Origin of the sequence: Neisseria sp. P0019.S003 (genome assembly GCF_051957115.1) — a bacterium.
Lineage (GTDB): Bacteria > Pseudomonadota > Gammaproteobacteria > Burkholderiales > Neisseriaceae > Neisseria > Neisseria flavescens_D.
In genome coordinates this window covers 121,231-136,153 of record NZ_JBQCWT010000001.1, presented here as the reverse complement: position 1 = coordinate 136,153, position 14,923 = coordinate 121,231, and the positions used below count along the sequence as shown (strand labels likewise).

At 49.1% G+C, this 14,923-nt stretch carries 11 protein-coding genes; 6 read left to right on the top strand and 5 right to left on the bottom strand.

Features of this window, described 5'->3' with window-relative positions; all coding sequences use genetic code 11:
* Nucleotides 1–58: 58 nt before the first annotated feature.
* Nucleotides 59–829, bottom strand: a complete 771-nt coding sequence (gene pgeF / locus ACTHTS_RS00640) for a peptidoglycan editing factor PgeF (protein ID WP_440368867.1) — start codon at nucleotides 827–829, stop codon at nucleotides 59–61.
* An 81-nt stretch (nucleotides 830–910) separates the two neighbouring features.
* Entirely contained in the window at nucleotides 911–2,035 is a 1,125-nt protein-coding gene (gene rluD, locus ACTHTS_RS00635; protein ID WP_249551780.1) for a 23S rRNA pseudouridine(1911/1915/1917) synthase RluD, read from the bottom strand.
* On the opposite strand from rluD, the gene ACTHTS_RS00630 reads away from it, so the two are divergent.
* The 5 genes from ACTHTS_RS00630 to pflA all read left to right on the top strand — a co-directional run bounded on the left by ACTHTS_RS00630 (nucleotide 2,034) and on the right by pflA (nucleotide 9,194).
* Nucleotides 2,034–2,837: an outer membrane protein assembly factor BamD gene (locus ACTHTS_RS00630; RefSeq protein ID WP_003680807.1), complete on the top strand. Its 804-nt coding sequence runs from the start codon at nucleotides 2,034–2,036 to the stop codon at nucleotides 2,835–2,837. The genes rluD and ACTHTS_RS00630 overlap by 2 nt on opposite strands.
* Nucleotides 2,838–3,158: 321 nt before the next feature.
* The gene (locus tag ACTHTS_RS00625) at nucleotides 3,159–4,316 is read left to right on the top strand and encodes an ATP phosphoribosyltransferase regulatory subunit (RefSeq protein WP_440368864.1); all 1,158 of its coding nucleotides are present in this window, start codon (nucleotides 3,159–3,161) and stop codon (nucleotides 4,314–4,316) included.
* A 43-nt stretch (nucleotides 4,317–4,359) separates the two neighbouring features.
* The gene (locus tag ACTHTS_RS00620) at nucleotides 4,360–5,658 is read left to right on the top strand and encodes an adenylosuccinate synthase (RefSeq protein WP_440368862.1); all 1,299 of its coding nucleotides are present in this window, start codon (nucleotides 4,360–4,362) and stop codon (nucleotides 5,656–5,658) included.
* Between the two features lie 303 nt (nucleotides 5,659–5,961).
* On the top strand, nucleotides 5,962–8,247 hold the full coding sequence (pflB, locus tag ACTHTS_RS00615) for a formate C-acetyltransferase (protein ID WP_049332561.1): 2,286 nt from the start codon (nucleotides 5,962–5,964) through the stop codon (nucleotides 8,245–8,247).
* Nucleotides 8,248–8,387: 140 nt separating this feature from the next.
* Nucleotides 8,388–9,194, top strand: a complete 807-nt coding sequence (pflA, locus tag ACTHTS_RS00610; protein ID WP_440368860.1) for a pyruvate formate lyase 1-activating protein — start codon at nucleotides 8,388–8,390, stop codon at nucleotides 9,192–9,194.
* Between the two features lie 66 nt (nucleotides 9,195–9,260).
* Here pflA and ACTHTS_RS00605 read toward each other — a convergent pair whose 3' ends face one another.
* Nucleotides 9,261–10,973 carry a proline--tRNA ligase gene (locus ACTHTS_RS00605; protein WP_440368858.1) on the bottom strand — a complete coding sequence of 571 codons (1,713 nt, stop codon included), beginning with the start codon at nucleotides 10,971–10,973 and terminating at the stop codon, nucleotides 9,261–9,263.
* A gap of 496 nt (nucleotides 10,974–11,469) precedes the next feature.
* On the opposite strand from ACTHTS_RS00605, the gene fghA reads away from it, so the two are divergent.
* On the top strand, nucleotides 11,470–12,318 hold the full coding sequence (gene fghA, locus ACTHTS_RS00600) for an S-formylglutathione hydrolase (protein WP_440368856.1): 849 nt from the start codon (nucleotides 11,470–11,472) through the stop codon (nucleotides 12,316–12,318).
* Nucleotides 12,319–12,413: 95 nt separating this feature from the next.
* On the opposite strand, the gene recA is transcribed toward fghA, so the two are convergent.
* Both recA and aroA read right to left on the bottom strand, forming a co-directional pair.
* On the bottom strand, nucleotides 12,414–13,460 hold the full coding sequence (gene recA, locus ACTHTS_RS00595) for a recombinase RecA (RefSeq protein WP_049322198.1): 1,047 nt from the start codon (nucleotides 13,458–13,460) through the stop codon (nucleotides 12,414–12,416).
* Between the two features lie 147 nt (nucleotides 13,461–13,607).
* Complete coding sequence (gene aroA, locus ACTHTS_RS00590; protein ID WP_440368853.1) at nucleotides 13,608–14,900, bottom strand: 3-phosphoshikimate 1-carboxyvinyltransferase; 1,293 nt, start codon at nucleotides 14,898–14,900, stop codon at nucleotides 13,608–13,610.
* Nucleotides 14,901–14,923: the final 23 nt, after the last annotated feature.

Below are 14,923 nucleotides of genomic sequence, written 5' to 3'. Positions count from 1 at the left end.
CGTCTGAAACTGTAAACGAAAAGTATTTCAGACGGCCTTGTCTTTGATGGCGAAAATCTTATTTTTCTAACCAAATCAGGCTGACCATGCGGCCGGTTTGCCCGTCGCGGCGGTAGGAGAAGAAAGTATCGCGTTCCAAAACGGTGCAATGGGTGCCGCCATAAATCATGTTCACGCCTTCGCGGTGCAGAACCATGCGCGCCAAAGCGTAAATGTCGGTAAGGTATTTGCCGCCGCCGATGTCTTCAAACGCATCGACAGCTTCCGGCATAGGTGTGCAAAACGCATCAAATACATCTTGCCCTACCTCAAACGCATCAGGGCCGATGGCAGGGGCGAGATAGGCCATGATTTCCAACGGCTCGACATTCATTGCTGCAATGGTGTTTTGCAAAACGCCGCCGGCCAAACCGCGCCAGCCTGCATGAGCCGCTGCAACGACTGTACCTGCTTTGTCGCAAAACAAGACAGGCAGGCAATCGGCAGTCATCGAAGCGCAGGCGACCGTGCCCGTTGTATCCACCGAGGCATCGGCGTCGGGCGTATTGTCTAACGCTTCGGCTGCGTTCACAACAATGGTGCTGTGGATTTGATTGAGGTAGGCAACGGGCAGGCCGACTTGTTCCTGTACGATTTCGCGGTTGCGGAGCACGGCTTCCAGATTGTCGCCGACGTGCGAACCGACATTCAGGCTGCGGTATACGCCTTCGCTGACACCGCCGTTGCGCGTGGTAATAAGCGTTTTAACATTGGCAGGAGCAGGCCAGTCGGCAGTCAAAAAATTCTTGCCTTGCGGGGCGAGGTTTAGGGTATCTGTGATGGTTTTCATAATCTTTGAGTCGCTGAAATATTGGAACGGATTGATTTCAGACGGCCTGAAATAATATTTTAGGCCGTCTGAAAAATGGGTTTAATCCCTTACATAAACGACTTCGACATCGTAGTCGTCTTCATTCCAATCATCGTCATCGTCCATGCCGAATTTCTCTTGCCATTCTTCCTCGTTGCTTAGGGACGAATCCAAACCGGCTTCAAGACGCAGGACGGAAAGCAGGTGGTACATATCGTCAGGTATAGGCGCTTCAAAGGAAACGGTTTCGCCGGTTTTCGGATGGACAAAGCTCAAGCGGTAGGCATGCAGGGCTTGGCGTGCGCCGAGGGCTTTGATGGCTTCTTTAACTGCGTCGCTACATGGATGGCGCAGGTTGCCGTAAACAGGGTCAGCGGCCAGCGGATGGTTGGCTTCGCGCATATGAACGCGGATTTGGTGGGTGCGGCCGGTTTCGAGCGAGCATTCGATGTAGCTGTGCGCCAGATAACGTTCCAACACTTTGACGTGGGTAATGGCAGGTTTGCCGCCGAATTTGACGACTGCCATTTTCAGGCGGTTGTGTGGGTCGCGGCCGATTTGGGTTTCGATTTTGCCGTCAAAAGGAACAATGCCGTTGGCGACTGCGCGGTAAATGCGTTTGACTGTGCGCTCTTGAAGCTGTTGAACCAGTGAGTTTTGCGCCGGCAGGGTTTTAGCGACCACCATCAGGCCGCTGGTTTCTTTGTCCAAACGGTGTACGATGCCCGCACGCGGCACTTGGCTTAATTCCGTACAGTGCGCCAATAGGCCGTTGAGCAGGGTGCCGCTCCAGTTGCCTGCGGCAGGATGGACGACCAACCCAGCCGGTTTGTTGATGACGATGACGGTATCGTCTTCATAAATAATGTCCAAATCCATCGGTTCGGGCGTGAACGCGAGGTTTTCTTCGCTCGGACGTACCGTAACGGCAATCAATTCACCGCCTATCATTTTATCTTTGGGTTGAGCAGGCTTATCGTTTACAATGACTGCACCCTCTTTAATCCACGAACTCAGGCGGCTGCGCGAGTAGTCGGGCATGAGTTTGGCCAATACGGCATCCAGCCTTCCGCCCGCCATTTCGAGCGGAACGGTCAAATTAACACAACTTTCTGTTTCAGGGGATGACGGAAAGTCTAAATCATCGCTATAATCGGCTTCGTTATCAAAGGAAGTATTCTGCATGAAAAAAATTCTTTTAGTAGTTTCTTTAGGTTTGGCACTGAGTGCCTGCGCAAATAAAGGCACAATCGATAAAGACGCCCAAATTACTCAAGATTGGAGTGTGGAAAAGCTTTATGCCGAAGCGCAAGACGAATTGAACAGCAACAATTATACGCGAGCTGTCAAGTTATACGAAATTTTAGAATCCCGTTTTCCAAACGGCCGCTATGCCCAGCAGTCCCAGTTGGATACGGCGTATGCCTATTATAAAGACGATGAGCCGGAAAAAGCTTTGGCTGCCATTGCGCGCTTCCAACGCCATCATCCGCAACATCCGAATATGGACTACGCGCTGTACTTGAAAGGTTTGGTCCTGTTTAACGAAGACCAGTCTTTCTTGAATAAGCTGGCTTCCCAAGACTGGTCCGACCGCGACCCGAAAGCCAACCGCGATGCTTATCAGGCGTTTGCCGAGTTGGTGCAACGTTATCCAAACAGCAAATACGCTGCCGATGCAACCGAGCGTATGGCCAAGCTGGTGGACGCGTTGGGTGGTAACGAGATATCTGTGGCGCGTTATTACATGAAACGCGGTGCTTATGTCGCAGCGGCCAACCGTGCGCAAAAAATTGTCAGCCGTTACCAAAATACCCGTTACGTCGAAGAAGCTTTGGCGATGATGGAATTGGCGTATAAAAAACTGGACAAGCCACAACTGGCCGCTGATACACGTCGCGTTTTGGAAACCAACTTCCCGCAAAGCCCGTTCTTGCAACACGAATGGCGATCTGACGATATGCCTTGGTGGCGTTACTGGCGCTAAGCGTCGGGTTGTTCAGGCATGAATAAGGCCGTCTGAAAATGATGCAGCTATGCATTTGGTTTTCAGACGGCCTTTGTTTTTAATGTTTTTTACGGTCTCTGTAAACAGGGTGCAAAATTCGTTTTAATATGGTAAAGTCTGATTTTAATAACTCGACGGTTTGAAGCCGTTACTCAGGGGCTGTTTAAATTTAAAATCAGTTTTGTTGAAGCCGCATCAGATTTGCTATTGATGCATTCAGGAAAATTTCAGTCGTTAGGCTGATTTGGTTTTAAATTTAATCAGCCCTTTATGTTTACAAAAAAACAGAGGTAGATTCTCATGAAGTCTTGGCAGCTTCCTGAACACGTTGCCGACGTGTTACCGACCAATGCCCGACAACTGGAAAGCGCCCGTGAGCGGCTGTTGGCTTTGTTCCGCGTGCATGGTTATGAATTGGTGCAACCGCCATTGATGGAATACAGCCATTCCTTATTGACGCATATCGATGCCGGTTTGTCTTTGAAAACCATTTTGGTCGTTGATCAGCTTAGCGGCCGTCAGCTCGGTATCCGCGCGGATATTACGCCGCAGGTGGCGCGTATTGATGCCCACTTGCTTTCTGCCAACCAAGGCATCAACCGTTTATGCTATGCCGGTTCGGTGCTTCATGCGCGTCCTGACGGATTGCTCAATATGCGCGAACCTTTGCAGGCGGGTGCGGAAATGTACGGCTTGGAAGGCATTGAAGCGGATATCGAATTGATTGATTTGATGCTGAAAAGCATGAAGATTGCCGACATGGGCGAAGTTTTGCTTTCATTAGGCCATATCGGCGTATTCCGTGCTTTAGCAAATGCCGCGCATTTGGATGAGCAGCAATCGGCAACCCTGCTGTCATCGATGCAGGACAAGGATGCTGAGGCTGTCAGCCAGTTGGTCAAAGAGTGGAAACTCGACGGCATGTGGGCAAAAGCGTTTTCATTGTTGCCCCGACTGTACGGTGGTCGTGAAGTGCTGACTGTGGCTCGTGAGAAATTACCGGAATTGTCCGCAGTCAGTGCGGCCTTGGATGAATTGCAGGCAGTATGCGATGCGTTCCCAAATCAAAAAGTGCATATCGATTTGTCGGAACTGCGCGTTGACAATTACCACACCGGTTTGCTTTACGCGGCTTATGGTTCAAACCGTCATGATGCCGTGGCACGCGGCGGCCGTTATGACGGATTGGGTGGATACTTCGGGCGCGCGCGTCCTGCAGCCGGATTCAGTTTTGATTTGCGCAGCTTCATCGGCCGCCTTCCTGCTATTGGACGGGAATCCGTGGTGGCTGTCGATGTAAAGGATATGCCTGCAGCCCAAAAAGCGGTAGATGCTTTGCGCGAACAAGGACAATGTGTCGTTATCGATTACGGTATCGGCTATAACGGTTCAGAAGAGGTTACAGGCCGTCTGAAACAGGTAGACGGCGTTTGGAAAGTAATCGCTTTGAACGATTGAGTTTTATTTTGAAATTTTGTATCTGAAATAAGGTTAGATGGCTATGGCTAAAAATGTTGTCGTAATCGGTGCCCAATGGGGTGATGAAGGCAAAGGTAAGATTGTTGACTGGCTGGCGGAAGAAACCAGCGGTGTTGTACGTTTCCAAGGCGGCCACAATGCCGGCCATACTTTGGTCGTCGGTGGCAAAAAAACCATTTTGCGCCTGATTCCAAGCGGCATTTTGCATGAGACTTTGGACTGCTTCATCGGCTCGGGTGTTGTCGTTTCTCCTGAAGCATTGTTGGGCGAAATCGACGAATTGAACTCTGCCGGTGTGAAAAACGTTGAAGGCCGTCTGAAAATTGCGCCGACCTGCCCATTGATTCTGCCTTACCACATTGCGCTTGACCAAGCTCGCGAAGCTTCCCGCGGTAAAAGCAAAATTGGTACAACCGGTCGCGGCATCGGCCCCGCCTATGAAGATAAAGTTGCCCGTCGCGCGATTCGCGTGGTGGACTTGTTGCACCCTGAAAAACTGGTTGAGAAACTGGAAGCTGTTTTGGCTTATTACAATGTCCAGTTGCAACACCTGCACAATGCCGAGCCGGTAAAAGTTGAAGACGTGATGGCGGTCATTGAAAAAGTTGCACCGCGCATTACGCCGATGATTACCGATGTTTCCCGTGTTTTGAACGAGAAAAACCGCAAAGGCGAAAGCCTGTTGTTTGAAGGCGCGCAAGGTACGTTGCTGGACATCGACTACGGTACTTATCCGTTTGTCACTTCCTCCAACTGCTTGGCTGGTGCCGCTTCTGCCGGTGCAGGCGTAGGTCCGCAAATGCTGGATTATGTTTTGGGTATCGTTAAAGCCTATACTACCCGCGTAGGTTCCGGTCCATTCCCGACTGAATTGTTTGACGAAGTGGGCGCAGGTTTGGCTGAACGCGGTCATGAATTCGGCTCCGTAACCGGTCGTGCGCGTCGTTGTGGCTGGTTTGATGCGGCTGCTCTGAAACGCTCTATTCAAGTTAACGGCATTTCCGGCATGTGCATTACCAAGCTGGACGTGATGGACGGTATTGAAAACATCAATATCTGCGTAGGTTATGAATTGCCTGATGGCAGCAAAACCGACATTCTGCCTTGCGGCTCCGATGCGGTAGAAACCTGCAAACCGATTTACGAAACCATGCCGGGGTGGAGCGAGTCGACTTTCGGTGTGAAAGAGTACGACAAGCTGCCTGAAAACGCTAAAGCTTATCTGAAACGGATTGAAGAAGTGTGCGGTGCGCCTGTGGCCATTGTTTCAACCGGTCCTGACCGCGAAGAAACCATTGTTTTGCATCATCCGTTTGCTTAATTGATTAAGTGAATAAAAGGCCGTCTGAATTTTTCAGACGGCCTTTTATATGAAATGCAATAAAAATTTAGCCCTGAAGGACATCTGTCTTCAGGGCTGAATTTTGTATTTTACGCTGTTTTTAAGTACGAATGTTTGGAAAGTGAGATGTAGTGCCAAGTAACAATTATTCTCATTGACGTAAATCAAGAAAAACCAAATCTGTAATTTTATTTCACAAAAACCCCTGTAAATAAATGGGTATTGATGTTATCCTTTTAGAAAATTTACAGTCTATATTTTCAATAAAATTAGGAGCTTGATATGTCAAATGATGTTCAGCAACGTCCAGCCGCTTGGGAAGGTTTTGTCGGTGGCAACTGGGAAACCAACGTAGATGTTCGCGATTTTATTCAGAAAAACTACACGCCTTATGAAGGCGATGCCTCTTTCTTGGCACCAGCAACCGAAGCTACAACCAAGCTGTGGGCGGAAGTGATGGAAGGCATCAAGGTTGAAAACCGTACGCACGAGCCGTATAAAATCGACGCGCAAATCGTCTCCGGTATTACCAGCCATGCTCCAGGCTATATCGACAAAAATTTGGAAACCATCGTCGGCCTGCAAACAGACGAGCCTTTGAAACGCTCTATCATGCCGTTTGGCGGTTTGAAAATGGTGCAAGACGCGTGCAAAGTGTACAACGTTGAATTGAATCCCGAAGTCAGCGAAATTTTCACCAAATACCGCAAAACCCACAACCAAGGCGTATTTGACGTTTATACGCCCGACATCCGCCGCTGCCGCAAATCAGGCGTGATTACCGGTCTGCCGGATGCTTATGGCCGTGGCCGTATTATCGGTGACTACCGTCGTGTTGCATTGTACGGTATCGATTTCTTGATGAAAGACAAACTCAACCAGTTCAATTCACTGCAAGCCGATTTGGAAAACGGTGTGGACTTGGAAGAAGTGATTCGCCGTCGTGAAGAAATCAACGAACAATACAAAGCCTTGGGTCAAATGAAAGAAATGGCGGCTTCTTACGGCTACGACATTTCCGGCCCTGCAAAAAATGCACAAGAAGCCATCCAATGGACTTACTTTGCCTACCTTGCCGCCGTTAAATCTCAAAACGGCGCAGCGATGTCCTTCGGCCGTGTGTCTTCGTTCTTAGATATTTACATTGAACGCGACCTGAAAAACGGTGTGATTACCGAAACCCAAGCGCAAGAATTTATCGACCACTTGGTAATGAAACTGCGTATGGTCCGTTTCCTGCGTACGCCCGAATACGACCAACTCTTCTCCGGCGACCCGATTTGGGCAACCGAATCCATCGGCGGTATGGGCTTGGATGGCCGTACCTTGGTAACGCGCACCAACTTCCGCGTGCTGCATACCCTGTACAACATGGGTCCGTCTCCTGAGCCAAACATCACTGTATTGTGGTCAGAACAACTGCCGCAAGGCTTTAAAGAATTCTGCGCCAAAGTATCCATCGATACTTCGTCCATCCAATACGAAAACGACGATTTGATGCGCCCTGACTTCAATAGCGACGACTACGCCATTGCCTGCTGCGTCAGCCCGATGGTGGTCGGCAAACAAATGCAGTTCTTCGGCGCACGTGCTAACTTGGCTAAAACTCTGCTGTACGCAATCAACGGCGGCGTGGATGAAAAATCTAAAGAGCAAGTTGGTCCGAAAACCGAGCCGATTATGGACGAAGTTTTGGACTACGACACTGTCTTTGAGCGCATGGACAAATTCATGGATTGGTTGGCAACCCAATACGTTACCGCGCTGAACATTATTCACTACATGCACGACAAATACAGCTACGAAGCCGCGTTGATGGCGTTGCATGACCGTGACGTGAAACGTACGATGGCATGTGGTATCGCCGGTTTGTCTGTGGCTGCCGACTCATTGTCCGCCATTAAATATGCCAAAGTGAAACCGATTCGTGACGAAAACGGCATTGCCGTTGACTTTGAAATCGAAGGCGAATACCCACAATTCGGTAACAACGACGACCGCGTTGACGATATCGCCTGCGATTTGGTTGAACGCTTCATGAAAAAAGTGGCAACCCACAAAACTTACCGCAACGCCACTCCGACTCAGTCCGTACTGACTATTACCTCCAACGTTGTTTACGGTAAGAAAACCGGTAATACTCCAGACGGCCGCCGTGCAGGCGCTCCGTTTGGTCCGGGTGCAAACCCAATGCACGGCCGTGACGTCAACGGTGCAGTCGCTTCATTGACTTCCGTAGCCAAACTGCCATTTGAGTTTGCCAAAGACGGTATTTCTTATACCTTCTCCATTATTCCTGGCGCGTTGGGTAAAGACGAGCATTCTCGCGAACGCAACCTTGCCGGTTTGATGGACGGTTATTTCCACCATGAAGACGGTATTTTGGAAGGCGGCCAACACTTGAACGTCAACGTATTGAATCGCGAGACTTTGGAAGATGCAATGCACAATCCGGAGAAATATCCGCAGTTGACCATTCGTGTGTCCGGTTATGCGGTTCGCTTCAACTCGTTGACCCGCGAACAACAGCTTGACGTGATTACCCGTACATTCACAGAAACCATGTAATCCGGGTGGCGAAACAAACCAGAAGCCAAATTTGCATTTGGTTTGTTTTGAAACAAAGCTCCGAGGCCGTCTGAAATGTTCAGACGGCCTTTATTATCGTACAATCCATATAAGCAAAAACATTTTTTGAGCCGAACACTATGTCCACGACTTTTGCCATTACCCCCGAGCCGGAACTGAAAGACCTTGGCCACCGTCACTATAACGGCAAAGGCATTATTCATTCGATTGAATCTTGCGGTGCTGTCGATGGTCCGGGTTTGCGCTACGTGCTCTTTTTGCAAGGTTGCCTGATGCGCTGCCTGTATTGCCATAATCGCGATACTTGGGATTTGCATACCGAGCAGGCGCAGGAATTGGATGTGGCAACCGTGATGAAGCAGGTCATGACCTATCGCCATTATTTGCGCGCGACAGGCGGAGGCGTAACGGCAACCGGCGGCGAGCCGTTATTGCAATATGAGTTTGTACGTGATTGGTTTACGGCCTGCCGGGAACATGATATCCATACCTGTCTCGACAGCAATGGCTATGCTTTGCACTATGATTCGATTTTGGATGATTTGCTCGATCATGCCAATTTGGTCATGCTCGACTTAAAACAAATCGATCCTGAAATTCATAAAGTGCTTGTCGGTATCCCAAATACCAAAACGCTGAAATTCGCGCGCTATCTTGCCGAACGCAACCAGCCGACACGGATTCGTTATGTGGTTGTTCCAGGCTATACCGATGATGAGCGTTCAGCGCATTTATTGGGCGAGTTTATCGGTGATATGGATAATGTCGAAATGGTCGAGCTTTTGCCGTATCACGAATTGGGCGCACATAAATGGGCTTTGTGCGGCGACGAATACAAATTAAAAGGCGTACATCCGCCGCCTAAAGAAACCATTTTAAAAATCAAAGAAATATTAGAGAGCTACGGAAAAAATATTATTTATTAAAACAGAAAAAGGCCGTCTGAAACGAAATAATCAGTTTCAGACGGCCTTTTCATGATTGAAAAAGACTTAAGCGTTCAATGCAGCCAAAACCTTGGCGACAACTTCTGATACTGCAACGGCTTGAGTCTGATTGTCACGGCGCTCGGCATATTCGACATTGCCTTCTTTTAAGGCGCGATCGCCGATCACGATGCGGTGAGGAATACCCAACAGCTCGGAGTCATTCAGCAATACGCCCGCACGTTCGTCGCGGTCATCCAATAAAACATCCGCACCGGCAGCCAAAAGCTCGGCATAGATTTTGTCGGCGGCTTCGCGTACGGCTTCAGATTTTTTGTAGTTCATCGGTACGATAACGACTTCAAACGGCGCCATTGCTTTGGTCCAAACAATGCCTTTTTCATCATTGTTTTGCTCGATGGCGGCGGCAACAACGCGGGTAATACCGATACCGTAGCAGCCCATTTCCATGATTTGGGATTTTCCGTTGTTATCCAAGAAGCTGACATTCATGGCTTGGGTATATTTGTCGCGCAACTGGAAAACGTGGCCGACTTCAATACCGCGCGCCAGTTTCAGACGGCCTTGTTCATCAGGACTGATGTCGCCTTCGATGACATTGCGCAAATCGACAAATTCAGGCTCGGCAGCATCGCGACCGAAGTTGAAGCCGGTATAGTGGTAGTCATCTTCGTTCGCGCCGATAACCCAGTCTGCGCCTTTTTCGGTAGCGAAATCCGCATAGACTTTACCTTTGAAGCCGACAGGGCCGAGAGAGCCGCCGTTTGCGCCGAACTGTTCAATAATAGCGGCAGGGCTTGCCATGGTCAGTGGTGATTTTACGCCGGCCAGTTTTTCTGCCTTGATGTCGTTAAACTCATGGTCGCCGCGCAACAGCAGCAGGACGAGTTCGCCTTCGTTTTCGCCTTCAACCACGATGGACTTGAGGGTTTGTTCAACTGGAATATTGAGGAATTCAACCAAAAACTCAATGGTTTTGACGTTTGGCGTATGTACTTTGGTCAACTCGGCCTGAGCAGCGGCGCGTTCGCCTTTAAGCGGCAAGGTAGGCGCCAATTCGATATTGGCGGCGTAATCGGAAGTATCGCTGTATGCAATAACGTCTTCGCCGCTTTCAGCCAATACTTGGAATTCGTGAGAGCCAGTACCGCCGATGCTGCCGGTATCCGCGGCAACAGGACGGAATTCCAAACCCAAACGGGTGAAGATACGGCAGTAAGCGTCGTACATATCTTGATAGGTCGTCTGAAGCGAGGCATAGTCGGCATGGAAGGAATAAGCGTCTTTCATGACGAACTCGCGCGCACGCATCACGCCGAAGCGTGGACGCACTTCATCTCGGAATTTGGTTTGGATGTGGTAAAAGTTTTTCGGCAGTTGTTTGTAGCTGTTGACTTCTTTGCGCACGATGTCGGCAATGACTTCTTCACAAGTCGGACCCATGCAGAAATCACGGTCATGACGGTCTTTCAAGCGCAGCAGTTCTTTACCGTAAAACTCCCAGCGGCCGGATTCTTGCCACAGTTCGGCAGGTTGTACCACCGGCATCAGCAGCTCCACGCTACCCGCGCGGGCCATTTCTTCGCGCACGATATTTTCAACTTTGCGCAATACGCGCAGACCCATCGGCATCCAAGTATAAAGGCCGGATGCGTTGGCTTTGATCAAGCCGGCACGAATCATCAGCTTGTGGCTGGCAAGTGCGGCTTCAGCAGGGGCTTCTTTAAGGGTAGAAATGAAGAACTGGGAGGCTTTCATGGCGTATTTTTCTTTCTTAAAAATAAGTGCGTATTGTAACGCAAAATGTATGGCCGCGTGTCTTTTGAATGGCACCTGATGAAATCGGCCGTTGTTTCATGCAGCTTTTGATTCGGGGCGATTTTTAGGGATGTCAACCCTAATTTATGCACAAAGCCGCATAACCTTGTTTTACCTATAAATTTTCATTGTATGATTATAGTAAAATCTTATAAATATAACTATTTGATTTTATTACGTTTTATTTGATTAAATTTTAGTCAATTTAAGACTTGGTTTGTTCCTAAAGAAAATTTTACGATTACCCAAAGCTTATCAACAGATTTATCCACAGAGATTGTGTATAGATTTTAAATGCTGTCGGCGTAATGATTTCGCATGATTGGCAAGCCTTGTTTAAAGCAGATTTAGTTGCCTTAAAAAGATGGAGTAACAACACGATGGGTAGGTTTTGCGCTAACATTCTGCTTATTGTTGTTTCCTTACAAGGAATAAAATGAAAAATTCAGAATTGCATTTGCTGGAACGCAGAAAGATGTTTAACGGGCATCAGGAACGGTACCGCCATTTTTCTCAAACCTGCCGGACGGATATGGTATTTGATGTTTATCTGCCGCCACAAGTCTTAAAAGGCTATCCCGCGCCTGTTTTATATTTTCTTTCAGGCTTAAATAGTGATGGTTCTGAATTGGTTCGGCAAAGCGGAATCCAGCGTTTTGCGGCGCAATGGAATATTATTGTGGTTTTTCCGGATAGTTCACCACGCGGTCAGCATGTTGCCGGCAGCGAGGAACATTATCTTGGACAGGGTGCCGGATTTTATGTTAACGCAACTGAAGCACCTTGGGCGCAGCATTATCAAATGGAAAGCTATATCAGCCAAGAACTGCCTGATTTGATCGAGCATCATTTTCCGGTAACGAAAGAGCGCAGCATTGCAGGTTTCAGCATGGGCGGGCATGGTGCGCTGCATTTGGCTTTGAACTATCCCGGCCGATATGCTGCAGTTTCTGCCTTTGCACCTTTATGTCATCCTATCGATACGGAAGGCGGCAGGCAGGCGTTTTCAGCTTATTTGGGTCAAAACGTGGAAACATGGAAACGCTATGACAGTACCGAGCTGCTTCAGACGGCCTCGCATAAATTGCCTGTTTTGATTGATGTCGGCAGTGAAGATGCTTTGTATCCTGAAGTCCTGCAACCGGAAGGGTTCGTCCGCTCAGCACGCGAAAAAGGTTTCAATATCCAATATAAAGTACGCCTGAGCTATGGGCATGACTATTTCTTTATTGCCAGCTTTATCGATTCGCATATTGAGTTTCATGCCCAAGCATTGGGGCTTTAAGCAGCATTGAATAAAAGGCCGTCTGAAATCCGATTAATGGTCGGATTTCAGACGGCCTTTATTTGGTCTTTTTTAACCTTTTATTTCAAACAGACTTATTCCTCAGGACGTTCGCCGTCGGTATCGTCCAATTTGCCTTCGGTAATATCGACATTGATACCGACTGCCGCACGGATTTTGGCATCGATTTCGTTGGCAACATCAGGATTTTCTTTCAGCCAAACGCGTACATTGTCTTTACCTTGGCCGATTTTTGCGCCGTTGTAGCTGTACCATGCACCGGATTTCTCAACAATGTCATGTTTGACGCCCAAGTCGATCAATTCGCCTTCCCAGCTGATGCCTTCGCCGTAAAGAATATCGAATTCGGCTTGACGGAACGGAGGCGCAACTTTGTTTTTGATGACTTTGACTTTGGTTTCGTTACCAATAACGTCATCGCCTTTTTTAATCTGACCGGTACGGCGGATGTCGAGGCGGACGGAGGCGTAGAATTTGAGTGCGTTACCGCCGGTCGTGGTTTCAGGGCTGCCGAACATCACGCCGATTTTCATACGGATTTGGTTAATGAAAACAACCAATGTATTGGTGCGTTTGATGTGGCCGGTCAGTTTGCGCAAGGCTTGGCTCATCAGGCGGGCTTGCAGGCCGACATGGCTGTCGCCCATTTCGCCTTCGATCTCGGCTTTAGGCACAAGTGCGGCTACGGAGTCGACAACAACCATATCGATACCGCCTGAGCGTACCAATGTATCGCAGATTTCCAATGCCTGTTCGCCGGTATCCGGTTGGGAGAGATAGAGTTCTTCGACTTTTACCCCGAGTTTGCGGGCGTAAATCGGGTCAAAAGCATGCTCGGCATCGATGAATGCACAGATGCCACCATTTTTTTGGCATTGGGCAATGGCTTCGAGACAGAGTGTGGTTTTACCGGAGGATTCCGGGCCGAAAATTTCAACCACGCGGCCGCGGGGCAGACCGCCAACGCCGAGTGCCAAGTCCACGCCGAGGGAGCCGGTGGAAATAACATCAAGGTTTTCTTCCTGTTGGCTGCCGTCCATTTTCATGATGGAGCCTTTGCCGAAGTTTTTTTCGATTTGGGCAAGGGCGGCGGCTAAGGCTTTGCTTTTTTCGTCTGACATGTTTTCTCTCCGAAAGGAAATATGAATTGCTAAGAATTTATTTAGCTATTATCTCATAAATTAAGAAAAAGTATAGTTTTATTTTTATTTTTCAGACGGCCTGTGTTTTTTGTATACAACAGGCCGTCTGAAAATTTGAATAATCAATTAGTTGGTCAATGATGCAAAAACTTGGAAATAGTCGGGGAAAGTTTTATGCGTGCATCTCGGGTCGTTGATGATGACGGGGACGCTCAAAAGCGAAGCCAGCGAGAAACACATGGCCATACGGTGGTCGTCGTAAGTATCGATGACGGCATCGGGGGTAAGTGTTTCGGGCGGCGTAATATGGATGGCTTCGGCTTCTTCAACGACTTCTGCACCCAGTTTGCGCAGTTCGGTTGCCATGGCGGCGATGCGGTCGGTTTCTTTGACGCGCCATGAGCCGATATTGCGCAGGGTGCAGGGTTGTTTGGTGGCCAGTGCGACGATAGCCAGAGTCATGGCCGCGTCTGGAATATGGTTGGCATCCAAATCAAAAGCCTGAATCTTGCGCTCGGCAGGCCGGGAAATTTCAACAAAATTTCCGCCCCAAATCACATCTGCACCGATTTTCTCCAATTCACGCGCAAAGGCAACGTCGCCTTGGATGCTGTGCGCACCGATACCGGTTACGCGGATGGGTGTACCCGCAATCAGGCCTGCACCCAAGAAATAAGACGCGCTGGATGCATCGCCTTCTACATATAAATGTTCGGGCGCATGATATTTTGCACCGGCCGGGATTTTAAATACACGGTAGTCTTCATTGATGATGTCCACACCAAACTGCGCCATCAGCTTGAGCGTGATATCGATATAGGGTTTGGAAATCAATTCGCCTACCATGTGGATTTCAAAGGCTTGTCCGGTCAAGGGCAAAGCCATCAGCAGGGCGGTCAGGAATTGGCTGGAAACATTGCCTTTAATCGGAATAACGCGCTCGCCGTTGTCTTGGCGTTTACCGATCTGAAGCGGCGGATAGTTTTCATTGCCCAGATATTGTACTTCTGCGCCGGCGATGCGCAAGGCATCCACTAAATCGCCAATGGGGCGTTCGTGCATACGCGGCACGCCATGCAGATGATAGTCACCACCCAAAACGGCAAGCGCGGCAGTTAAAGGACGGAATGCCGTACCGGCGTTGCCTAAAAACAAATCGGCGGTTGGGTTGGGAAAGCGGCCGCCGGTGCCATGAACTTTCAGACGGCCTTCAGGTAAAGATTCAATTTGCACGCCGAGTTTGTCGAGTGCTTCAAGCATTCGGTCGGTATCGTCGGATTTGAGCAAAGAATGGATTTCGCAAACGTTATCGGAGAGTGCCGCCAAGAGTAGCGTGCGGTTGCTGATGCTTTTGGAACCGGGCAGGGCAACGGTCGAAGGCTTGAGTGTAGAAGCGGGCAGGCGGATGGATTCGGTCATGGCTGGACTAAGCTCATTTGAAT